Genomic DNA, 22,833 nt, shown 5'->3' with positions numbered 1-22,833 from the left:
GTTCCTGCCAGAGATATCTAAGCTGCTGTTGTGTTGGGGGTTCCTTTCTTAGAATAAAGCATAGTGGGAGGCAGTTGGGATATTGATGATATTGTCGGTATTGCTGGTGTTGATTCAGCACCTCACATGTTACGCATGATAGACAACTGAATCTCGCTATCAACCTTCCACAAAAACTAATCCTGTATTACTCAGCTTGCCGTAACCAGTCGATAGCCGATTCCTTGTTAGAGAAGTTTTGAATCATGAACGGAAGGGCATGTGCTTGAGACAAGTGTTTTATGTTGGCTTCCGCTGTTTTCTCTACCTTTTCGGTTTGGGATTGAATCCGTGCCACTTTCTGGATGCGAGTCTGCATCACACCCGTTGCCAGGTAAGTTGCTATTTCTCTGCTTTCCTCTTCGGTCACGTCTATAAGTGTTCGTCTCGAATCGAGCAGCAGCTTCTTGATGTCGTATGATTTGATGATGTCCACCATGATATCAATGGTGTGCTTTATTTCGGGAAGCAGGTACTGGTGCAAGTCGGGATACTCGGCTGAGATTATGTCCGTGGCAGGATTGTAGTCTAATTTGATAACGCTGTTTTCGAATAGAATCATAGGTGGTGTTTTGTACTCTGCAATTTATATACTCTTCTTCGTTACGACAATAGAGAGAGTTTTTTTGGCATGTTTCTCCCCTACCCTACTGGATTCAAAGCAGCCGCTCCAACATTCATCTTCATCTATTCAAAAATTTCCTCCTGCATTTTACGTATCTTTCACGTTAAACAAGTATAGTTAATATATCTGCATAAAATGTTTGACTAATATTTGACTACATTACTCGAAACAAATCATATAAACCTGATAATCAACACAAATAAAAACATGAAAACAGTAGACGCGTATAACTTTGCCGGCAAGAAGGCGCTGGTCCGGGTGGACTTTAATGTTCCGCTGGATGCTGACTACCGCATTACCGATGACACCCGTATCCGTGCGGCCGTGCCCACTATCCAGAAAATATTGAACGATGGCGGTGCTGTCATCCTGATGTCGCACCTGGGCCGTCCCAAAGCCGGACCGGAAGAGAAATACTCGCTGCGTCACCTCGTGGATCGTCTTTCAGATGAATTCAACACCACTGTAAGGTTTGCTACTGACTGTGTAGGCCCCGAGGCGGCACAGCTGGCGCAGGATCTGCAGCCGGGCGAAATCCTGTTGCTTGAAAACTTGCGATTCCATAAAGCCGAAGAAAAAGGCGATCCGGAATTTGCCAGAGAACTCTCCACACTGGGCGATGTGTATGTGAACGATGCCTTCGGTACGGCGCACCGTGAGCACGCTTCTACGGCTGTGATCGCACGCTACTTCCCGAACGACAAGGTAATGGGTTACGTGATGCACGCTGAACTCGACAATGCCCGCCGCGTGATGGACAACGCCGAGCGCCCTTATACCGCTATCATGGGTGGTGCCAAAATTTCCGACAAGATCCTGATCATCGAGAAGCTGATGGACCGCGTGGACAACCTGCTGATCGGCGGCGGTATGAGCTATACCTTCGTGAAAGCAGACGGCGGACAGATTGGTTCTTCGCTGGTGGAAGAAGACAAAGTAGAACTGGCAGCCCGTCTCATCGCGATGGCCAGAGAAAAAGGTGTGAACCTGATGATCCCCGTTGACTCCATCATCGCCGACGAATTCAGCAACGATGCAAATGTGGATACTTCACTCAGTCACCACATCAAGCCAATGTGGATGGGCCTTGACATTGGACCGAATGCCCGCGAGCAGTATGCCGATGTAATTCGCAACTCTAAAACGATCCTGTGGAATGGCCCGATGGGTGTGTTCGAGATGTCGAACTTCTCTGTCGGAACTGAAGCTGTAGCTGAAGCGGTGGTAGATGCAACCCGCCGTGGGGCTTATTCCCTTATCGGTGGTGGTGACTCAGCTGCCGCTGTAAACCAGCTGGGCTATGCCGACCGCGTGTCTTACGTGTCTACTGGCGGCGGTGCGCTACTGGAGTACATGGAAGGAAAGACCCTGCCGGGTGTGGCCGCCATTGAGCGTGATGATTATTAATCAGGTGCAGCTAAGGTTGTAGATTTTAGTCAATATAGTATTTATGGCACGAGCGAGGGCGCTCGCGCTATATAAAATACCAATCCCCCGCTACTGAAGAGCAGCGGGGGATTTTGCTAAACAGCAGACAGCATTATAATCTCACAGCATTGCTGTTTACTTTGAAATTACACCTGATCACACTGGTCCTTTTTAAGCTCTGAGAGCCAGTTGAATTTGATAAGAGCCAGAGACTAAACATGAAAATTCATACCCTATTGCTAGCGCTTTTGCTGGCATGTCCTATAGCTGCTATAGCACAGACGCCGGAAGGTAATCTGCCGCTGTTCAACTTCAAACGCGGCGTTGGCATCGTGACACCGGACAGCTCCTTCTCGATCAACATGCGGTTTCGTGTACAGAGCCGGGCCATGTATAACTCCATTGCAAAGGACGACTTTGGGGTGTCGGAGTATGAGATGCGGGTGCGACGTCTGCGACTGCGCTTCGAGGGTTTTATGTATTCGCCCAAACTGACCTATAACATACAGCTCTCTTTCTCGCGCGGTGACATGGACTGGAGCATGCGCGATCAATCCAACATCAACACCAGCCCTAATGTGGTGCGGGATGCAGTCGTGTATTACCGGCCAAATGACAACTGGCAGTTTGCTTTCGGTCAAACCAAACTTCCCGGCAACCGACAGCGTGTGATCTCCTCCGGTGATCAACAGTTCATTGACCGCTCTATCGTGAACGTGGCTTTCAACGTAGACCGTGACTTTGGCTTTCAGGCGGTGTATAGCAATCAGTTCGGCGGTTTCCACTACATGCTCAAAGGCGCTCTGACGGCTGGTGAGGGTCGCAACGTGTTCTCGACTGACAAAGGCCTTGCCTATACCGGGCGTGTGGAACTCCTCCCCTTTGGCAAGTTTACCAACGGAGGCGATTATTTTGAGGGAGACCTGGAGCGCGAGCCGACCCCAAAACTTTCGCTGGCAGGCGGTATGAGCCATAATGAAGACGCCCGCCGCACCGGAGGCCAGATCGGTCGTGACCTGTATGAGCAAACCGACATGCAAACCTATGTTTTTGATGGCCTGCTCAAGTACAGAGGGATGGCTCTGTATGCCGAGTATATGGCGAGGGAGGCTGACAACCCGATTACGTTCAATGCTACAGGCGATCGACGCCACACCCTCACCGGCCGTGGGCAAAATTACCAGCTCAGCTATATCTTCCCGAACAATGTGGAACTGGCAGGCCGCTACTCCCGCATAACGCCCAATCAGGAAGTGCGCTCTCTGGAAAACACCGAAGAGGCCTACCTGGCAGGCGTAACCAAATACCTGCGGGCGCACCGCCTCAAGCTACAGGCTAATGTGGGCTACCACTCTTTCAATCCTTTCCTGCCCGTAAACAACGATTACCACTGGACGGCCGGCGTGCAGATCGAGCTGGGGATATAGGCCGCGAACAGGTATAGCGGCCTCCGGCTAATTAAATTGCGTATTCAGGATAATGTGTGGAACTTGCAAGCCCTAACAATTGCGTATGGAAGAACAGAAAAACAACCCCCTGCACGGCAAAACACTGGAGCGCATCCTGGTGCAGCTCGTAGACTATTATGGCTGGGAAGAGCTGGGTTATAAGATCAACATCAACAGTTTCAACAACAACCCGAGCATCAACTCCAGTCTGAAGTTTTTGCGCAAAACACCCTGGGCGAGGCAGAAAGTAGAAGAGCTTTACATCAGAACCTTCAGCTAGGACCTTACAAAAGCGATCGACATGAAAGACTACAAAAAATATTATATCATTCCGGCTGCCCCTGAGGAGGTGTATGTGGCCCTGACCAACCCCAGCACCATCCAGTTGTGGACAGGCGACCCGGCAGAGATGTCGACGGAGCCCGGCTCGGAGTTCTCACTTTTCGAGGGTAACATCGTGGGCAAGAACCTGGAGTTTGAGGAAGGAAAAATGCTGGTGCAGGAATGGTACTTCGGCGAACAGGCTGACAAATCAATCGTAACTATCAAACTGCACCCGCACAAGCATGGCACCTCCGCCGAACTGCGCCACCTCAACATACCTGACGAGGACTATGACGACATCGTGGAAGGCTGGAACGAAGCCTATTTTGGTGCCCTGATCGAGTTTTACGAGGACGAATTGTAGTAAGCCTATGCATCAGCCTTCTGCCATCAGCCTCCTCCTGTCGCTCTGCCTTCTGCTGCTTACCCAGTGCAGTCCCAAAGCCGGGCAAAGTGTGGTCACAGCAACTCCTTTTGAAATAGAGGAGACAAGCATCGCCGACATTCACAGGGCCCTGCAGGAAGGCACCTGTAGCTGCGAGCAGTTGGTAACGACCTACCTGCAGCGCATTGAAACCTACGATCAGCCCACCCGGCTCAATGCCATTGTGGTAACCAACCAGGAGGCGATCGCCACTGCCCGGGCAATGGACCGGGAGTACCAGCGCACGAAGAAGCTGCGGCGGCTGCACTGCATTCCGATCATTGTAAAAGACAACTACAACACCATCGGCCTGCAGACGGCGGCAGGCTCAGCGGCCATGGAAGGCTTTATACCTGAAGAGGATGCCTACCAGGTTCGGGTGCTGAAGGAAGCTGGTGCGATCGTGCTGGCTAAGTCCAACATGGCAGAGTGGGCCTTCAGTCCGATGGTCTCGATCAGCTCCATTGCAGGAGAAACGCTGAACCCATACAACCTGGAACACGTGCCGGCAGGCTCAAGTGGTGGAACTGCCGCTGCCGTAGCCACTAACATGGGCACCGTTGGTTTGGGTACCGATACCGGCAACTCCATTCGCGGTCCATCTTCGCACAACGCCCTCGTTGGCTTCCGCTCTACCCTTGGCCTGACCAGTCGCCATGGCATCGTGCCGCTCTACCTGCGCAATGATGTAGGCGGCCCCATGGCACGCACCGTCGAGGATGCCACCCGGATCCTGGAAGTGATCGCCGGCTACGATTCGAATGATCCGGTCACCCGATACAGTCAGGGGCAGGTCCCTCAGAACTATACCCAATTCCTGGACAAGGACGGGCTCAAGGGTGCCCGCATCGGCGTGCTGCGTAGCCTCAGCGACAAAGACCCGGACCCACAGGTGAAGGCGCTGTTTGAACAGGCAATCGCCGACCTGGAAAGGCTCGGTGCCGTGATCGTAGACCCGATAGAGATTTCTGGCTTTGACAGTTTGCGGAAAGACCAGTGGTGCGATGTTTTTCAGGAGGATATCAACGCCTACCTGGCCGCTCAGGGAGAGAAGGTACCCGTTAAGAATCTGCAGGAAATTGTGGCTTCAGGCAAGTATTCGCCTTACATCGAGGAGAACTTAAAGTACTTCCTGGAGCACCAGCAGAACCAGAACAACCCCCGGCATACCTGCTCCGACCCTTTTAACGATCCGAAAAGAATTGCATTTAGAGAGGCCATTGAGCGGGTTATGGACAAGCACGAGCTGGGTGCCATTGTTTACCCGACCTGGAACCATCCTCCTGCCCGCGTAGGCGACTTCAAAGGTTATAAAGGCGACAACAGCCAAGTAATAGCACCGCATACCGGTCAGCCGGCCTTTACCGTGCCCATGGGCTATACCTATGACAACCTTCCGGCCGGACTGCAGTTTCTGGGTCGTATGTTTGATGAGCCTACCCTGATCCGCTATACCTACTCTTACGAGCAAGGTACCCTGCACAGAAAGCCGCCGCACAGGTTCAGCGGGAAAGCGGCAGCAGCTCAGTAAAGCTGACAAGGTGCAACAGCACGCTGGCGTATAGAACCGCTGCTACTGCTCCCAATAAATCCAACTAATCGAATTTAAGCCCTTCAGATAGAATGAGTTTTTTAGAGGTCTCCGGAATAAGTGTGCAGGAAGAAGGGAGTATTGTTTTAAATGACATCAGCTTTCAGCAAGGTGAGTACGAGAAAATTGCGATAGCCGGCGAAACCGGGTCCGGCAAAAGCACCCTGCTGCAAACTATCGCCGGGCTGGTGCAGGCTAGCTCCGGCCAGATCACTTTTGAAGGCAAAAGAGTGATCGGTCCGCACGACAAGCTGGTGCCCGGCCACGAAGGGATTGCTTATCTTTCGCAGCACTACGATTTGCCCCAGTTTCTGCGGGTGGAGCAGGTGCTGCGCTATGCCAACATGCTGCAGGGCGACGAGGCCGAAACCTTGTACGAGGTATGCCGCATCAGTCACCTGGCCCAGCGCAAAACCAATCAGCTTTCGGGTGGCGAGCGCCAGCGTATAGCCCTCGCCCGTTTGCTCAGCACCTGGCCCAGCCTGCTGCTGCTCGACGAGCCCTACTCCAACCTCGACAAAGGACACAAGGAATTACTGAAGGAGGTTATCCACGATATCACGGAGCGGCTTGCCATCACCTGCATTCTCATCTCCCACGACCCGCACGACACCCTCTCTTGGGCCGACCGCATCCTGGTGATCAAAGGGGGGCGCATCATACAGCAAGGCACTCCTGAGCAAGTATATCACCACCCAGTGGATGCTTATACCGCCGGTTTGTTTGGCAGCTACAACCTGATATCCGCTGACGCAGCTTCGGAATTTGCAGCCAGGCTAGGTATAGACAGCCAGGGACGTGACCTAGTGGTACGCCCGGAGCATTTCAAGTTCGCAGGTGATACTGCCAGCTCTTTGGCCGGCACCGTGCAAAAGGTAACGTTCTATGGCGGCTACTATGATGTGCAGGTGCAGCTACCAGGCATCAGCGTCACGGTCAGAACGCAGGCTATACCTGCCGCTACAGGTGACAAGGTATACCTGACTGTTCTGGCAGAGGATATCACTGTGATCTGATCAACTTCTGTTCCGGCGCTATACCTGCTAATCCACCATATTGCCATTCGACATTTCCCGCTCCCGCAGCACCCGTGCCGTTACCAGCAGCTGCCCCACATGGCGCATGCTGTGTTCGGCAGCATGAAACAGCAAGCCCATCACGGTGGACTCCACCTGCGCACGTCCTACCCTTCTGCTTTCAGTCAGGCTGTTTTCATCTGTCTGCCGCAGTTGCTCCAGGGCCTTGTCCACCTGCTCGTTAAACTTTTGCACCAGTGTTTCGGACTGCTTGTCCTCCCCTACCGGCTTGCCTTCCGCATACAGATAGGCCAGCTGTTGTTCACTCAATTGCTCGCCACGGGCATAGGCAAACAGGCGCTCCAATATACCGGTGAGGTGCTGCAGGTGGTAACCCACTGAGGCCACACCGGCAGGTCGCTCCCAGAGCAGTTCATCCGGGAAGTCCTCCATGAAACTTCCGACTTCTTCACGGGTTTGTAGCAACGCATGGGCTACTGGCTGAAGCAGAGCGGGTACGTCAGGCAGCGGGCCGCGCAGCCATACTTCGAGGTTTTTGGTCTGTGTCATAAGATTTGGTTTAGGGTATACTCCATGGTTTAAGCAGCTGCGGCAGGTCTTCCCGACCTCAGCTCACATGCACGACAACCTTGCCGCGTGTTTTGCGGGTCTCCACCTGCTGGTGCGCCCTGGCCATGTCTTCGAAGTCATATACGTGCGACACATGTGCCTGCAGCCGTCCCTGGCTCATCAGGTCAGCTATTTTGGCCATGTCTTCGCCGCTGGAGTGCACCAGGTAACTCTTTGCGTCGATGTTTCGCTCCTTTGCCAGCGCCTGCACCTCTTCTTTTGCGCCCCCTAGTATGGAGACGATCGTACCGCCCTCCTTCAGCGTTTTGAGAGAGCGTCGGGTGTTCTCCTCCCCCAGCGAGTCCAGCACGATGTCCATGTCCATCACAACATCTTCCACATTAAAATCATGGTAATCGATCTGTTCATCAGCACCCATATTGCGCAGAAAGTCGTGGTTCTCAGCTGAGGCCGTTCCGATCACGGAAGCGCCGAAATATTTGGCGATCTGTACAGCGAAATGGCCTACCCCTCCCGCAGCGGCATGTATGAGCACACGTTGGCCAGGCTGTATACCGGCCTCGTGCACCAGCACTTGCCAGGCTGTGAGAGCCGCCAGGGTGGCAGCCGCTGCCTCGTGGTGCGGCACATTAGCCGGCTTATGCGCCAAATGTGCCTCAGGGGCCACCACATACTCGGCATAGGCCTTTCCGTGTCCCGGGAAATTTACCATCCCAAACACTTCGTCACCAGGTTTAAAATATTGCACCTCGTCCCCTACTTCTACTACCTCACCCGAAATATCCCAGCCCAGAATAACGGGCGGTGTCTCCTTCAGCTTGTCGTAAAGCGATTTACCTTCCCTGGTTTTAGTATCGACAGGATTTATACTCAAAGCCCTGACTTTTACCAGCACCTCATTTTTATTTGGCTTGGGGCGGTCCGTTTCTTCCAACTGTAATTTGTCTGGCCCTCCCGGTTCATGTAAAATGTATGCTTTCATAGTTCACAAGTTTTGTCCTGTACCAAGATTATTCTAAACTGAAGCCAGAGCAAAAAGTTGTCCCGGTAAGTAGGAGTCTTTGTAATACGCCTGACATTTGCAGCTGCAGCAGATTATACCTAATATGCACGCACAATAACCCAAACATTTAAACCTATGCCAGCATACATTATAGTAGAGGTGGAAGTAAAAGATCCTGCCACTTATGAAGATTACAAAAAACTTACGCCAGGCTCACTGGAGCCTTTTGACGGCAAGTTCATTGTGCGCGGTGGCGCTGCTGAGTTACTGGAAGGCGAGCAAGAGCCACAGCGTATTGTGATTCTGGAATTCCCAACCATGGAGCAAGCGAAAGCCTGGTGGTCTTCAGAAGAATACGCACCAGCCAAAGCCCTGCGCCAAAGCGCCTCCAGCACCCGCATGATCGCAGTGGAGGGAGTTTAAAATCTCCTGTCATTTCGACCTTTGGGAGAAATCTGAAGTATGGCTCAGGCTTTGAGTTAATTCAGATCTCTCCTATTGTCGAGATGACAGATTAAACAAATTGTTCCTTATACTTAAATTGGAGGTAGAGACAGATTACGAATCTAACTTCTTTTTATCCCGCCGGTTCAGGTAGTCGAGTGCTTCTTTTACAGAAATAAGATCATTGCGGTCGTGGTAGCAGCGGATGCGCTCCATTTCGCCAGTGATGAGTCCGGCGCGGGTGTCTTCGAGTTTGCCTTGCGAGTGCGTCACTTCCTCCTGCCAGGGCATGGGCTTGCCGGGCAGGCTGTACAGGTATAGCGACGGGTACTCCCGTAGTGCAGCGGTGATGGCTGTCATAAAAGCACGGGGCTGTTGGAAAGGAGCTGCCGTCACTACCATATTTTTAAAGCCCTGCTCCCTTGCGTAGCGCACTGCCGATGTGGCTTCGATCAAAGTATGCAGCATGTCGGTATCGGCGGGTACAGGCGGAACAGGTATAATTTGCTCCTCTCCTATACCTAGCTTTTTCATCTCCTCTTTCCATACCTCAAATCCGGGATAGCCGCTCATGGCTTTGGTGCCGAGGCAGAGCACCCTGTCGGTGCGGCCGTTTTGCAGAAACTGGTGGGCTGTTTCAAAGGCTGCCTGCTGATTGTCTTCGGTCTGGCCGAACAGAAATAAGCCGTCTACCGGCTCATCAGGTATCGTATCGCAAAGTGCGCGAATGATGAGTTCTTCTATCATAGCTCCGCTTATACGCAATGTAAATGCGCAAGGTATATCCCCGCAAAATTGCCTAATTTTGTGCATGATCAAAAAATACCTGCTACCTCTCACCATCCTTTTATTCAGCAGCATCACTGCCATGAGCCAAAGCAAACCTGAAACGCCTGCCGTTGTAAAACCGGTAGAGCTGCAGCTGAAAGGCTACAACAGCCGCGACATCGACCTGTTTGCCAGCGCCTTCAGCGACACCGTGAAGGTATACCGCCAGCCCGGCGTGCTTACTTACCAGGGCCGCGACGAACTGCACAAACGCTATGGCGCCATGTTCGCCAACACCCCGGATCTGCACTGCGAGATCGTGAACCGCATTGTGGCGGGCGATGTGGTGATCGACCAGGAGAAGGTGCAGCGAAAAAAAGGTGAGCCGCGCACCGACGCCATAGCCGTATACCGCGTAAAGGATGGCCTGATCGTAGAGGTGACTTTTATACCGCCTTACAATACCCAATAAATGACGAACCAGATAGACAGTATTATATTTGACCTAGACGGTACCCTCTGGGATGCCGCCCAGACCGTGGCAAAAGCATGGAGCGCCGCCCGCCAGAAGGTTGACTTCGAAATTCAGGAAATCACCCCTGACAAGATCCGCTCCATTGCCGGCACACAGCACAACCTGATCTTCGATATGCTTTTCCCGCATCTGGACCAGGAACAGCGACAGGAGCTGATGGAAGTGAGTGGCAAAGAAGAAATGGCCCACATCCGTGCGCATGGTGGCGACCTGTACGAGGGACTGGAGGAAACGCTGGATTACCTGCACAGCAAGTACAAACTCTTTATCGTGAGCAATTGCCAGGACGGCTACATCGAGGCTTTTCTGGAGCGGCACGACCTGGGCAGGTACTTCGGTGACTTCGAGTGCTCCGGCCGCACCGGCGATCCCAAAGATGTGAACCTGAAAGCTATCGTGGAGCGGAACAACCTGCAGGCTCCCGTGTATGTAGGCGACACCCCCGGCGACCTGGATGCCAGCAAGAAAGCCGGTGTACCCTTCATCCATGCCGGTTACGGCTACCGCGAAGTGGATGAGTACGAGCACCGCCTGAAGCGCATCAGCGATCTGACCACGCTTTTCTAATAGCTCCTCCATGATCATCGAAGCCCAGCCTGAGGATATTGACGAACTCTACGAGCTCTGGTGCCTGCTACTCGACCTGCACCAGTCTCATCATGCCGTGTTCCGCTTTAGGCCTGGCAGCGAGCAGGCTCTGAAGACAGAGCTGCTCCACCGCCTCAAGGATAAAAGCACGCGGGTATTTGTGTACCAGGATGGGGAAACCTGGGCAGGTATGCTGGTGGCCAGTCTACGGCCCGGCTCGGCAGGCTTTAAGCTATCCAACAAAGGCTACATTGGCGAGACGGTGGTGCGTACCGAATATCGTGGCAAAGGCATCGGCAAGGAATTGTTTGAGGCCGCCCGAAAGTGGCTCAGCGACCAGGGAGCCGACCACCTCGAACTACAGGTATCGGTGCAAAACCCGAAGGCCATCCGCTTCTGGGAATCATTGGGCTTCACCCCTTCTACTCAGCACATGGTGCTGCCACTGCAGGAGCCGGGAAATTCGAGAAAAAACTAATCCGGAACCGAAAACTGAAGCCGGGACGCTCCGTAATGCTAAGTAGGTAACACCGCATGTTGCCTTCCCCTAACAGCTTCTACTTACGTTTATCATGGTTCTGACAATCCGCACCCTTGCGCCCCTTCTGGCGTTTTTGTTGTTGCTCACAAGCGGCTGCGACAAAGAAAAAGAAGAAGGAATGCCTATCCCAGACTCGTCTGTGTACAACAAAGAGGTGGCCTTCAAAATTTTTACGGAAACAGATTACAGCGAAGCCCGCTGGCAGGATTCTAAGATGAACCTGACCCTCAGGCTGCGCCGCATCAGCACCACCCTGCCCAAAGACGAGATCGTGCTGGACACCACCTTCGGTTGGATGCCATTCCAGGAGCTGCCCCTCAAGACTGCGCCCCTGCAGCTGGACAAGCAACTGCAGGAGATTCACAAAGAACAGGACCGGCTGGTGCTGGACGTAACCAAAGTCGTATCCATCAACGGCTACGAAACAGTGTTTCACTACGACCAGACGCTGGACCACGACAAGCGGCAGGAAACGGTAGAAGTCAAACTCTAGCTTACTTGCAGCTTAGCGTCGCAGTTCGTATACCTTGTCGTAGAGGGTTTCCGCTACTTTACGAAAAACTGAAAAACCTGCTGCTGTAGCTGCTTTATGCAGTTCGTGCTCGTGTCCGTCAATACCGCGCTCTACCCGGTATATGTGCTCTTCCAAAACAGGCAATGCTCTGGAGGAGCGCAGGCGCTGGTACTGCTCTTCGCTTACGATGCTGCTGTCCTTGGCTTCTGCCACCATCAGCACCCCATCTGCTTTGAGCACCTGGTAGCATTCGGAGAGCAGATCCTGTAGACTGTCCCCCATGCAGTGCAAAGTTTCGATAAGCGTGATCAGGTCATACTGGTAAGCATATACCTGTTCTTCGGTAGCCCACTCAAAGTGTGCATTCAAGATATGCTTCTCTTTGGCGAGCAGGTTAGCACGCTCTACGGAGGAGACATACCTGTCAAACCCCAGGAAAGTCGAGTTAGGGAAAACGCGAGCCATCACCAGCGTCGAAGCCCCGTGACGACCGCAGCCCAGATCCGCTACCAGTATACCGGCTTCCAGTTGATCAGCGAGTCCCTTTACAGCCGGAATCCAGCTATGCAACAGGCTTGACAGATATTCCTCACTGAAAAACCGGCCGGACACATCTTCAGGTAGCAGACCTACTCCTTTGGCATAGCTGCCTACTGTTGGCAGTGCCATTTCACGAGGCTTACCTTGCTGGCCTCCATTTCCTTTCAGGAAGCGGTTACCTATGTAGTGGGGGCTGGTTGGGTCTGTCAGCGCAATGGCATGCGCTTCGGGCAGGCAGAAGGTGTCGGCTTCAGGCTCGTGCAGAAGGTAGCCGTCTGCGGACAGGCTGTCCACCCAATGTTTGACCAGCCTGATGCTGACTCCGGCGCTCCTTGCAATCTGACCTACCGTCATGGGCCCTGCATTGACCATCGCTTTGTAAAGCCCCAGTTGGCTGCCCAGAAAAGACATCCTGACTCGCTCGGCAGCGCTCAGGTCATCCAGTACGTGGTGTGCAAAATCCTCTACCCGCTCCGGCCTGACCTGCTCTCTATTAATTGTATTCTCTTTCATAGCAGTAGTGTTTAGTTTGAAGATAACAACCTAAAATTAAAACACTTATATCAAGAAGTATTGTATAAATTTCGGAATAATTTGTGCAAATCAGAAGCCCTTCCGAATTGCCAGTGGGGTCTGCCCGGTCTTGCGCTTGATGAAGTGGCTGAAATGCGACTGGTCCTCAAAATGCAGCGCATAAGCGATCTCAGCCATACTCATTTCTGTGTTGCTGAGCAGCGTACGGGCCTCCTGTAAGAGCCGGTTATGAATCATTTCGTGCGGCGGTTTGCCCGTGGTGCTTTTCACAACATCGGCCAGGTGTTTCGGTGTGATGTTGAGTAAACTGGCATACTGCTGCACCTCGTGCATATCGCGAAAATGCTCATCGACCAGGTGCTGGTAGGCACTTGTCAATTGCACGGCACGGGTAGCTTTTTCTTTGATGTAGACAGTGTACCTGGCTTTGTAGCAGTCACGGATGAGCAACAGCAGGATATGGATATAATCGCGGAGCAACTGTGTTTTCTCCCTCGAATGGCCGCTGTATACTTCTATGATGTCCTCAAACGACCGCTGCAACAGTTTGCTTTCGTGCGAGGTGAGGCTGATGACATGCTCGGCATCCAGATCAAAGAATGGAAATTGCTCTGACAGGGCTCCCTGCATGACCGGCTCCAGGAACTCTGTTGTGAATTCTATACAGAAGCCCTTGCAGTCTTTGATATTAGTGGAAGCATATAGCACATTGGCCGGTACAATGACCAGATCATGGGGCATGAGCCAGCGGTGCCTGTCATCAAGCCGGATATCATGCAGGCCATCGAGGAGGAGGTAGATCAGGTTAAAGTTTCTCCGCAAAGCTGGAATCCCCAGCTTTGGGTCAACATGTTGGTGCCTTTCCTCCATGCGTCCTGGCAGGAACTGAAGGCCCGGATCATAGGGCCGTGTATCGTGGTTTATTTTTCTTTCAAAGGCAGCAATTGTATCAAAGGTCAATATTTCATTTCTGGGCACAAATACCTTATTAAATTTCCCTACATACCCTCCATCGTCTATTTCGCCCGTAATGTGAAGGATGCTCACCCCGCTAATGCCTATCTGTTCTCATTTGAGTCTGTCACTCTTTAAAATTGCAGGGCTTCCCTATTTATTACAACATGATTTTACCCAAAAAAGTAGCACTTTTTATGCATTTAATTAAAGTTTATATCCGCTTTTGGGTGAACCGCACTGTGACACTGACCTAGGGCTGTAAAGTATAAGTTAACAAATCTTGTAGCAGAAAAGGGAGTAAATCAATTGCATCAAAACAGGGTCAGAGCGAGCCAGCCAAATACGCCCGCCAGTGCTCCTGCCAGAAGCGTGGGCAGCATATTGGCCGCAAGAATGGCCTTATAGTTCTGGATGTTTGCCACAGATGCCGCCGCGATAATATTGAAGAGGCAAATGGCATTGCCTAGTCCGGCACCACTCAGCTGCAGCGCCAGCAGCACATTGGGGTTGAGCCCCAGCACGGTGGCCGTCTCGAGTTGCGAAGCCCCGAATACGACATTGGAAATGGTGGTACTGCCCGTGATGAAAGCACCCATGATGCCCACAAAAGGCGCAAATACCACATAGGCAGGTCCCAGACCGCTTAGCATTTCAGAGATGTACCGAACCATGGAAGGCTGTGTGACACCGGAGTAGATCATCATTTGGGCAATGGCGATGGATGGGAAGAGCACGGCAAAGACGGACAGCATTTTTTTAAGCGGCGCAGCCAGGTAGAGCGACTTGCTTTTGTAAAGCACAGCTACCCCCAGCCCAACCGCCGCAAAAGGGAGCAAGGGGGAGGCAAGCGGCCTGATGGCAGCCCGTATACCTGTGCCAAACATATTCTCAAATGCCAGCTCCCAGCCCAGCCAGCTCCGCAGCACCGGAGAGAGTTTTGGCAAAAGCAGCATAACTGCGAGCAGTGCATAAGGCAGCCAGGGCCTGAGGTCGATCTTCACTCCTTTCTGCCGCAGGTATAGCACCGAAAGGCCCAGCATGGTCAGGGCGGCCAGCACGGTGGCGAGTTCGGCGGCCAACCAGGCCAGCAACAGAAAGGGAAGCGCGATGAACAGGTATAGCAACAGCACCTGCCTGCGATGCTGCAAGTCGCCATGGCTGCGGGCCACCATCCGGAATACCAGCCACAGAATCAGCAGTCCGACAAGCACATTGACTCCTGCAGCCATCCAGGCGATATCATGTATGGCAGCATCAGGCAACTCCAGGGGTATTTGCAGGCCTGTGAGCAGAGGCGTGCCCACGGCTCCGAATATGGCAAAGAGCCCATCAAAGAGCAGCACCACCGCTACCGACAGCACAGCCTCAAACCCAAGGGCAACCAGTATCAGCGGCACGATCGCGCCTGGCGTTCCGAAGCCAGCCACTCCCTCAAAAAAGGCTGTGAGCCCGATGGCCAGCAGAAAAAAGCGGATCTCTTTGGAAGGATGCAGCTGATCGAGCGAATGGGTAATTTGGTTGATCAGCCCGTTTTCGGACATGATGTTGTAGAGGAAGGTAGCGCCCAGCACAATCATCAAAATGTTGATTGTTGTGAGCAATGAGGCTCCCATCGCGGCCATAAAATGCGCTGCCGTAGCACCCCAGTAAAAGAAAAGCCCTGTAGTGACAACCGCCCCAACCAGCACCGCCACCTTCACCCCTCTGGTGAGGGAGAGCACAACCAGCAGCAGTATAGGCAGCAAGGAGAGCAGGTAGGGCATGTCAGGAGTTTGTGGCGGAGGTATAACCAGGTATAGGTATAGCTTAGGCCTTTACTTCATTTTCCAGTTGTCGCCCCTGCTCAAAGTCCTCAATATTCTGCAGTGTGACAGCGGCGATGCTTTCGAGGGCGTTGCTCGTGAAAAAGGCCTGGTGCCCCGTGATCAGCACATTGTTGAACGAGAGCAGCCGCATGAACACATCATCCTGTATCACCCGGTCCGACAGGTCCTCAAAGAAAAGATCGGCTTCCTCTTCGTACACATCGATGCCCAGGTATTTGATCTGACCACTCTTGAGTGCGGCAATGACAGCTTTGGTATCAACGAGCGCTCCCCGGCTGGTATTGATGAGCATCACGCCCGGCTTCATTTGAGCAATGGTTTCTCTGTTGATGATATGGTGGGTTTGTGGCGTGAGCGGACAGTGCAGTGAGATGATGTCAGACTTGGTGTAGAGACTGCTCAGGTCGGTAAATTCTATACCTATCTCGTCAAATTCATCTTTTTTCTCAACGTCATAGCCCAACACGCGGCAGCCAAAGCCTTTCAGAATTTTTGCCGTCACAAGCCCGATCTTTCCGAGTCCGATCAGGCCGACAGTCTTGCCGTTCAGGTCAAAGCCCATCAGCCCGTTTAGTGCAAAGTTGCCCTCTTTTACCCGGTTGTAGGCGCGGTGTGTTTTGCGGTTAAGCGTCAGGATGAGCGCCAGGGTATGCTCGGCCACCGAGTAAGGCGAGTAAGCGGGCACACGCACTACTTTCATATCCAGCTTACGTGCTGCTTCCAGATCCACGTTGTTGAAGCCAGCACAGCGCAAGGCGATCAACTTTACCTCCTGCTCTGCCAACAGCTGCAGCACTTCCGAATTAGCCGTGTCATTTACGAATATGCAAACTGCTTCGTATCCTTTGGCCAGTACGGCGGTGTTCTTGTTAAGTGGTACCTCCAGGTAGCTGAGTTTGTGCCGGTGGGCTTCGTTTGCGGCATTAAAAAAAGTGCTGTCGTATACTTTGGAACTGAAAAAGAGGACGTTCATGATGCAGCGGTTTTGGTGATCAGGTACAAGACTATACGAAAAACTTCCGATGGGTTATACCTGTTCTGCTGCCAGGTATAGCTTACCGCTCTCGGCGTATTTCACAATGCCTGTATCCACGAGCTCACGAAGCAACTCTGTGACTGTGTCACTGTGCCTGGCTTCGAACTGCTGCACAAGCTCTTTCGGCAGCAGATTTTTGCGCTGCACCACTTCCAGCAGCTTCTGCCTCAGGGCTTGCTGTTGCTGTCCCTCCCGCTCCTTTTTGCGCTGCGCCAGACAGTAGTCGCAGATGCGGCAGCTCTTGTCGCTGACTTCAGCGAAATACTCCAGCAGCAACTGTGTGCGGCAGCGATCGGTAGTCTCTACATAGTGCGCCATTTCCTGGGCCTGCTTCATGGCACGGTCACGCAGCTGTTCCAGCTTTTTGTGATTGAGTGGCAGGTTAGCTGCATCCAGGCGGGGAGCGGTAAAGACCAACTGTGGTGCATCGTGCTTCGGCTCGTACACCAGCACCTGTAGTTTGTGCAGGTACTCGAGCTTGCGGCGCACCTCCTGCTCTGGCTTTTTGAGTTGCTCGGCCAGTTTGCGCTCCGATATCTTCACAAAACCTGTAAAAGCCTCACCCCCATACATGCGCAGGATCAGGCGCAGCAGGGCATCGTGCTCGGCATTGGCCACCTGAAACTCATAAAGCGCCATGTTGTCGAGCAGCAGGTACAGCCGCGACGGACTGTAATAGGCCTCGTTCAGCTGCACATAGCCCTCCCCTTCCAGCCGCTTAATGGCGTGGTGCGTTTCAAGGGCAGACAGTTTGTAGTTCTTGGAGAAAGCAGCCAGGTCGAAATCGAAGCTGCCCATGAAGCCGCTGCCCACCGCTATCTGGTAGTAATTGGCCAGGCACTGGTACACCCGTCGGATCAGCTCCAGTGGTGGATGGGCCTCCTTCACTTTCTGCAGCAGGTCGATGGTGTCGCTGGGGCCGTAGAGCAGCGTGGCATAAGCATACTTCTCATCACGACCGGCGCGGCCTGCTTCCTGGTAATAAGCCTCCAGACTCTCTGGCAGATCGAGATGCACCACCAGCCGCACATCGGGCTTATCAATGCCCATGCCGAAGGCGTTGGTCGCCACGATTACGCGTACCTTGTCTTCAATCCAGGCCTGCTGTGTCCTGTTGCGTTCTTCGAATTTGAGTCCCGCATGGTAGGCCGCTGCAGGTATACGCCGGCTCTGCAGAAAGCGGGCTATCTCAACCGTTTGCCTGCGGCTGCGCACGTACACGATGGACTGCCCCGGCATGCGCTGCAGTATCTCGAGCAAACGTCCTACTTTATCTTCGGTATAGAGGCAGGAGTAAGACAGATTGGCCCGGGCAAAACTCTTGACAAACACATTCTGCTTTTTGAAAGCCAGCTTCTCCTGTATGTCCAGTCGCACCTGCTCTGTAGCCGTAGCCGTGAGGGCCAGCACAGGTATAGCCGGCAGTGTTTCGCGCAGGGCTGCCAGCTCGAGGTATGGCGGCCGGAAGTCGTAGCCCCACTGTGAAATACAGTGCGCCTCATCCACCGCCAGCAGACTCACTTTCATCCGCTTCACCCGCTCCTGAAACAGCTCGGTCTGCAAACGCTCCGGCGACAGGTATAGAAACTTGATGTTGCCATACACGCAGTTGTCCATCGCAATATCGATCTCGCGACGGTTCATCCCCGAGAAGATAGCCACGGCAGGTATACCGCGCTTCTTCAGCTGCTCCACCTGGTCCTTCATCAGCGCAATCAGCGGCGTGACCACCAGGCAGATCCCCTCCATGGCCATGGCCGGCACCTGAAAGCAGATCGACTTTCCCCCACCCGTCGGCAATAGCGCCAGGGTATCCTGCCCCGCCAGCACCGAGCGGATAATATCTTCCTGCAGCGGCCTGAATTGGTCGTAGCCCCAGTAGGTTTTGAGTATGTGGTGGATGTCTTGCAAGGGTGCGTGCTTTACAAAGGCGAAGATAAGGTATAGCGGAGAGATTCGGCATAAAAAAAGCCCGCCTCCAGAAGGGCGGGCTTTAAGTGCGGTTTATTTAGTATTAAGCGGCAGCAGACTGACCATCTTCACGGTCTTCGATCACCTTCTTCAGCTTATCGATCGCCTGCGCAGCACGCTCTTCGTCAAATCTATTGATGTTGAGCAGCATCTTGGTCTTCTCCTGGCGTGTGATCACCGGGTTGTTCAGCAGACGGATAATCTCCTCTTTCTGCTTAGCCGATGCATAACGCACACCAGCCGTGGCCGGTTCAGCATCCGCGGCGGCGGCTTCCGCAGCCGCTGTAGCCGGAGCAGCCTTCATGGTTGCCTTTTTCTCAGTAGGAACAGCTGGCTTGGCAGACGAATCATTGCCTGCATAGTCCATTTCCTCTACCGGAGTTGGCTCGTAACCAGCCGCACGGATGATCCAGGCCAGAATATTGCGGTAAGCCTTACCAATGGCACGTGTCTGCGCCATCGAGGCAATTGCAAATTCCTGGTAGTACTTCTTGCCCTGCTCTTTGTTGGAGCAGATCGCAAAGCCGGCACCCACCACCTGCTGACTGCGCAGGTCGAGCAGGTTTACCTTCGCCTGGTATTTGATTTCCTCGTCGGTACTGATGTTCACCACATGCTCTACTACCGGCAGGATACCCAGACGAGAACCGGCATACTGCCAGCCTTCCACGTTCACGTACTCTTTCCCTTGTATATTTTGATATAACCTGTTCTCTTTTATAAACTTAGCCAGGTCAACAGCTAAGTGAAGCGTCTCATCAGATTTGGCTATATCATAGCTCTCAATCTTCGGCTTTCTCTCCACTTTTGTTTCTTTATTCACTTGACTCATATTTTCGTTAGTTTTCATGTTTTAGTATATATATCAAACATACCTGCTCCTGAAATGGTGCAAAAAAACTAAAAAAATATCCATTATAAATAACTGGTTATCAGTGACTTATAAAATATTTTCAGCAAGGTATATTTACCCCGGAACCAGCCTTTCATTTAGTACTAAAAGGCAAAGAGGGGATATATTGTACGTGAAAATTACAATTGAGGTAGTCGGGAGAACCAGAAGGACGGTTAAAACCTGGGGCATGGGAAATATCCGCCCAGGTGATGGTCGGTTATAGCACTATGAAGAAGGGATCAGGTATAGCTTATGCCCTTACCTCCTGCACGATCAGACCGTCTTTCATGATCAGGGTACGGTCGGCCATGGTAGCCAGCTGCTCGTTGTGCGTCACGATCACGAAGGTCTGGTTAAACTCATCGCGCAGCTTAAAGAAAATCTCGTGCAGTTCCTGGGCATTTTTAGAGTCGAGGTTACCACTGGGCTCATCGGCGAAAATGATACGGGGTGAGTTGATCAGGGCACGTGCCACTGCCGTGCGCTGCTGCTCCCCTCCCGACATTTCGGAGGGCTTGTGGTGCATGCGGTGGCTCAGGTTGAGCATGCTCAGCAATTCTGCTGCCCGTTCGGTCACCTCCAACTCCGGGCGACCAGCCAGGAAGCCCGGCAGGCAGGCATTCTCGAGGGCTGTAAACTCAGGCAGCAGGTTATGGAACTGGAAGATAAAGCCAATGTGCCGGTTACGGAAACGGGCCAGCTCAGCCGGATTGAGGCGGGAGATGTTCTTATCATCGAACAGCACGTCGCCACTATCAGCTGAGTCAAGCGTGCCCAGGATGTGCAGCAGCGTACTTTTGCCGGCACCAGAAGCACCCACAATAGAAACAACTTCTCCGGCATGAATGGTCAGGTCAATGCCTTTTAGAACTTCTAGCGAACCGTATTTTTTGTGAACGTTGACTACCTGCAGCACAGCTTAACGAATTGGGTTGAAAGTGTTGGACCTTCCAAAGCTACAAAACAAAAGGTATAAGTGCGGTACCTGCTCTTCAAAATTTAGCACCGGCCATTGCCGGAGCACCCTCTAGGAGCCTGCTGCTTCGGCACCTGAACTGCCTGCGGCATTAGACGGCTCAGGCGAAGCCGGTTTTTCGAGCACATCCTTGATATATACTTCCTGCACGATCACCATGACCACTGCCAGCAGCGGCGCCGCCAGAAAAAGCCCCAGCCCACCCTGCACAATGCCCAGCAGTACCTGGAAGAACAGCAGCAGCGCCGGAGGCAGCGCCACTGTTTTCTGGAAGATAAGGGGCGTCAGCACATAGCCCTCTATACCCTGGATGACACTATAGACCAGGAATACCTGCAGCGCCATCTGGGGACTGTCCAGCAAGCCCAGCAAGATGGGTGGCACGCCTGCTATGATAGGTCCAATGTTCGGAATAAAAGCAAAGAAAAAAGCCAGCAGCGCCATCAGCAGAGCCAGCTCCAGCCCTATGATCGTAAAGCCCAGCCATACTGTCACTCCAATAAGACACATGGCCAGAAACATGCCCCAGAGCCACTGCCGCAGCGTATCGTAGCACAGGCTGAGCACCTCGTATACCCGGTTGCGCCTCATGACCGGAAAGAGCTTCACAAAGCCTTTGGTATAGAGCAGCGGGTTTGCCGCCAGAAACAAGCCTGTGATCAACACGATAAGTAAATCAGTAAGAATGCTCAGTGTGGAGGTGAACATATTGGTGACGCGCGAAAAGATGGCTTTGGATTCCGGTATCATCTTGCCCGTTCCATTTTCCACCTCGTGGAGCACCTGCTCCCCCCAGGTGGTCTCCCGCAGCTTATCTTTCAGATCTTCCCAGGCCTGGGGTATGGAATCGCCCATTTCATTGACCTGCTCCCCGACCGTTGGCGCCACAATAAAGCCCAGACCGACCAGTATCCCAAAAAGCAAAATGGTCACGATGGTCAGGCTGAGCCCCCTTCCAAAGCCTGTCTTAGCGCTCATCCACTCTGACAGGCTCGTGAAAAGCACCGCCAGCAGTATACCTGCGAACACCAGCAGTAGAAAATGTGTGAGCTGAATGATCAGGTAAAAGGCTGCCGCCACCAGAAAGAAAATAAATGCGGCCAGTGCAATTCGGCGAGCATAGGTGTAGATATCTTGCATGCAGGGCTGTCTAGTAAAATAATAGGCCGAAGCTATATACCTTCATCATTACTCTAAAAGCAAAAACATCGTTGCATAGCAGTTGGCAGGTTTCAAGGAGTTACCTAAGCAAAGGCGTTAAGCATAACACATGGAAAACCTGCTTGCGTACAGAGCACAAAGCAATTTCATCCGCGTGAGTAGAAAAACCTGAGCAGTCCGGATTATACATTTATCAATCAGAAATGAGTCTTTATGTACTTAGCAGGGTGTGGGAACTAGCAGGTGGCTACGGGAAAAAATTTGCCCCATATTTATATAAAAATAACTATATTCACATCTTGCTTCGGTATTCGCTTTTGAAATGTAAGAGCACCTTGCCCTGGACTGGATGACTTTTTCAGATTGGATGGTGGCCGTCGCTACTTGAAATCGTTATCCCCTGTTTGCGAAGGCAGAATGATTACAAGATATTTTAAGGAAGTAATTTAAAATCTTTACGTTATACCTTATGCCCATTATCACGCTAGAAACGGTTGTTGATGCCCCGGCATCCCTTTGCTTCGACTTATCGAGAAGTATAGACTTGCACGCCATCTCGACCCGGCATTCTGGGCAGCAGGCTATAGCCGGAGTTACAACTGGTCTTATCAGCTATAACGAAACAGTGACCTGGCGAGCAAAGCATTTTTTCCTGTGGCTGCATATAACCAGCAAGATTACAGCGTATGACAGGCCTTGCTATTTTGTTGAAGAGATGGAAAAGCGGTCATTTGTAAAATTTAAGCACGAACGTTTTTTTGAGGAAACAGGCGGCGAGACCGTAATAACTGACATTTTTAATTACTCATCTCCTTATGGAGCATTGGGCAGCATGCTCGACAAGTTATTCCTGAAAAAATACATTACAGGTCTGCTCCAGAAAAAAAACAGGGTAGTCAAACATTTCGCCGAAACAGGCAGGTGGAAATCCGTTCTGAAAAACTATTCCAGCAAGCCTCACAACAGCACCTTGGTACACACTGTGGCCTTTGCCTAATACAGGATTTGCGCCTGTCGTTACTAGCCCAGGCAGCTCCATGCGTCGCATCATTCGACTG

24 protein-coding genes are annotated in these 22,833 nt (G+C 52.4%); 12 read left to right on the top strand and 12 right to left on the bottom strand.

Annotated elements, in window-relative coordinates; all coding sequences use genetic code 11:
• Positions 1-187 precede the first annotated feature (187 nt).
• Complete coding sequence (locus AC5FXQ_RS11410; protein WP_493602554.1) at positions 188-601, bottom strand: hypothetical protein; 414 nt, start codon at positions 599-601, stop codon at positions 188-190.
• Between the two features lie 270 nt (positions 602-871).
• On the opposite strand from AC5FXQ_RS11410, the gene AC5FXQ_RS11405 reads away from it, so the two are divergent.
• From AC5FXQ_RS11405 to AC5FXQ_RS11380, 6 genes are all read left to right on the top strand, one after another.
• Entirely contained in the window at positions 872-2,071 is a 1,200-nt protein-coding gene (locus AC5FXQ_RS11405; protein ID WP_493602553.1) for a phosphoglycerate kinase, read from the top strand.
• A gap of 239 nt (positions 2,072-2,310) precedes the next feature.
• Positions 2,311-3,519, top strand: a complete 1,209-nt coding sequence (locus AC5FXQ_RS11400; RefSeq protein ID WP_493602552.1) for a porin — start codon at positions 2,311-2,313, stop codon at positions 3,517-3,519.
• 85 nt (positions 3,520-3,604) lie between these two features.
• Positions 3,605-3,820 carry a VF530 family protein gene (locus AC5FXQ_RS11395; RefSeq protein ID WP_299989241.1) on the top strand — a complete coding sequence of 72 codons (216 nt, stop codon included), beginning with the start codon at positions 3,605-3,607 and terminating at the stop codon, positions 3,818-3,820.
• A 21-nt stretch (positions 3,821-3,841) separates the two neighbouring features.
• Positions 3,842-4,228: an SRPBCC domain-containing protein gene (locus AC5FXQ_RS11390; RefSeq protein ID WP_493602551.1), complete on the top strand. Its 387-nt coding sequence runs from the start codon at positions 3,842-3,844 to the stop codon at positions 4,226-4,228.
• 7 nt (positions 4,229-4,235) lie between these two features.
• Positions 4,236-5,819, top strand: coding sequence for an amidase family protein (locus AC5FXQ_RS11385; RefSeq protein ID WP_493602550.1), 1,584 nt, complete (start codon positions 4,236-4,238; stop codon positions 5,817-5,819).
• Positions 5,820-5,911: 92 nt separating this feature from the next.
• Positions 5,912-6,895: an ABC transporter ATP-binding protein gene (locus tag AC5FXQ_RS11380; RefSeq protein ID WP_493602549.1), complete on the top strand. Its 984-nt coding sequence runs from the start codon at positions 5,912-5,914 to the stop codon at positions 6,893-6,895.
• A 27-nt stretch (positions 6,896-6,922) separates the two neighbouring features.
• On the opposite strand, the gene AC5FXQ_RS11375 is transcribed toward AC5FXQ_RS11380, so the two are convergent.
• Together AC5FXQ_RS11375 and AC5FXQ_RS11370 are read right to left on the bottom strand one after the other, a co-directional pair.
• On the bottom strand, positions 6,923-7,465 hold the full coding sequence (locus tag AC5FXQ_RS11375; protein WP_493602548.1) for a DinB family protein: 543 nt from the start codon (positions 7,463-7,465) through the stop codon (positions 6,923-6,925).
• 58 nt (positions 7,466-7,523) lie between these two features.
• Positions 7,524-8,468: an NADP-dependent oxidoreductase gene (locus AC5FXQ_RS11370; RefSeq protein ID WP_493602547.1), complete on the bottom strand. Its 945-nt coding sequence runs from the start codon at positions 8,466-8,468 to the stop codon at positions 7,524-7,526.
• A gap of 156 nt (positions 8,469-8,624) precedes the next feature.
• Between AC5FXQ_RS11370 and AC5FXQ_RS11365 the strand changes: the two genes are divergently transcribed.
• Positions 8,625-8,912 (top strand): DUF1330 domain-containing protein, encoded by a 288-nt coding sequence (locus AC5FXQ_RS11365; RefSeq protein WP_493602546.1) that lies wholly within the window; start codon positions 8,625-8,627, stop codon positions 8,910-8,912.
• A gap of 135 nt (positions 8,913-9,047) precedes the next feature.
• On the opposite strand, the gene AC5FXQ_RS11360 is transcribed toward AC5FXQ_RS11365, so the two are convergent.
• Positions 9,048-9,680, bottom strand: coding sequence for a YdcF family protein (locus AC5FXQ_RS11360; protein WP_493602545.1), 633 nt, complete (start codon positions 9,678-9,680; stop codon positions 9,048-9,050).
• A 64-nt stretch (positions 9,681-9,744) separates the two neighbouring features.
• Between AC5FXQ_RS11360 and AC5FXQ_RS11355 the strand changes: the two genes are divergently transcribed.
• From AC5FXQ_RS11355 to AC5FXQ_RS11340, 4 genes are all read left to right on the top strand, one after another.
• Positions 9,745-10,173, top strand: a complete 429-nt coding sequence (locus tag AC5FXQ_RS11355; protein ID WP_493602544.1) for a nuclear transport factor 2 family protein — start codon at positions 9,745-9,747, stop codon at positions 10,171-10,173.
• Complete coding sequence (locus tag AC5FXQ_RS11350) at positions 10,174-10,803, top strand: HAD family hydrolase (RefSeq protein ID WP_493602543.1); 630 nt, start codon at positions 10,174-10,176, stop codon at positions 10,801-10,803. It begins immediately after the preceding gene.
• Between the two features lie 10 nt (positions 10,804-10,813).
• Positions 10,814-11,302: a GNAT family N-acetyltransferase gene (locus AC5FXQ_RS11345; protein ID WP_493602542.1), complete on the top strand. Its 489-nt coding sequence runs from the start codon at positions 10,814-10,816 to the stop codon at positions 11,300-11,302.
• Between the two features lie 94 nt (positions 11,303-11,396).
• Complete coding sequence (locus AC5FXQ_RS11340) at positions 11,397-11,858, top strand: hypothetical protein (protein WP_493602541.1); 462 nt, start codon at positions 11,397-11,399, stop codon at positions 11,856-11,858.
• A gap of 12 nt (positions 11,859-11,870) precedes the next feature.
• On the opposite strand, the gene AC5FXQ_RS11335 is transcribed toward AC5FXQ_RS11340, so the two are convergent.
• From AC5FXQ_RS11335 to AC5FXQ_RS11300, 8 genes are all read right to left on the bottom strand, one after another.
• A complete protein-coding gene (locus tag AC5FXQ_RS11335; RefSeq protein ID WP_493602540.1) occupies positions 11,871-12,932 on the bottom strand; it encodes a class I SAM-dependent methyltransferase in 1,062 nt (353 codons plus the stop codon).
• Between the two features lie 90 nt (positions 12,933-13,022).
• The gene (locus tag AC5FXQ_RS11330) at positions 13,023-14,000 is read right to left on the bottom strand and encodes a helix-turn-helix domain-containing protein (RefSeq protein ID WP_493602539.1); all 978 of its coding nucleotides are present in this window, start codon (positions 13,998-14,000) and stop codon (positions 13,023-13,025) included.
• Between the two features lie 221 nt (positions 14,001-14,221).
• Positions 14,222-15,673 carry an L-lactate permease gene (locus AC5FXQ_RS11325; protein WP_493602538.1) on the bottom strand — a complete coding sequence of 484 codons (1,452 nt, stop codon included), beginning with the start codon at positions 15,671-15,673 and terminating at the stop codon, positions 14,222-14,224.
• A 43-nt stretch (positions 15,674-15,716) separates the two neighbouring features.
• The gene (locus AC5FXQ_RS11320) at positions 15,717-16,709 is read right to left on the bottom strand and encodes a 2-hydroxyacid dehydrogenase (protein ID WP_493602537.1); all 993 of its coding nucleotides are present in this window, start codon (positions 16,707-16,709) and stop codon (positions 15,717-15,719) included.
• A 54-nt stretch (positions 16,710-16,763) separates the two neighbouring features.
• Positions 16,764-18,683, bottom strand: coding sequence for a RecQ family ATP-dependent DNA helicase (locus tag AC5FXQ_RS11315; RefSeq protein WP_493602536.1), 1,920 nt, complete (start codon positions 18,681-18,683; stop codon positions 16,764-16,766).
• Positions 18,684-18,786: 103 nt separating this feature from the next.
• Positions 18,787-19,593 carry a hypothetical protein gene (locus tag AC5FXQ_RS11310; protein ID WP_493602535.1) on the bottom strand — a complete coding sequence of 269 codons (807 nt, stop codon included), beginning with the start codon at positions 19,591-19,593 and terminating at the stop codon, positions 18,787-18,789.
• A 295-nt stretch (positions 19,594-19,888) separates the two neighbouring features.
• Complete coding sequence (locus tag AC5FXQ_RS11305) at positions 19,889-20,554, bottom strand: ABC transporter ATP-binding protein (RefSeq protein ID WP_493602534.1); 666 nt, start codon at positions 20,552-20,554, stop codon at positions 19,889-19,891.
• A gap of 111 nt (positions 20,555-20,665) precedes the next feature.
• Positions 20,666-21,754 carry an AI-2E family transporter gene (locus AC5FXQ_RS11300; RefSeq protein ID WP_493602533.1) on the bottom strand — a complete coding sequence of 363 codons (1,089 nt, stop codon included), beginning with the start codon at positions 21,752-21,754 and terminating at the stop codon, positions 20,666-20,668.
• A gap of 490 nt (positions 21,755-22,244) precedes the next feature.
• Here AC5FXQ_RS11300 and AC5FXQ_RS11295 point away from each other — a divergent pair, with 490 nt between their 5' ends.
• Positions 22,245-22,772 (top strand): SRPBCC family protein, encoded by a 528-nt coding sequence (locus tag AC5FXQ_RS11295; RefSeq protein ID WP_493602532.1) that lies wholly within the window; start codon positions 22,245-22,247, stop codon positions 22,770-22,772.
• Positions 22,773-22,833 lie beyond the last annotated feature (61 nt).

The sequence above is a fragment of the Pontibacter sp. LHS1 genome, assembly GCF_058932855.1.
Note: the sequence above shows the minus strand (reverse complement) of the source record. Positions and strands in the feature narration are given on the sequence as shown.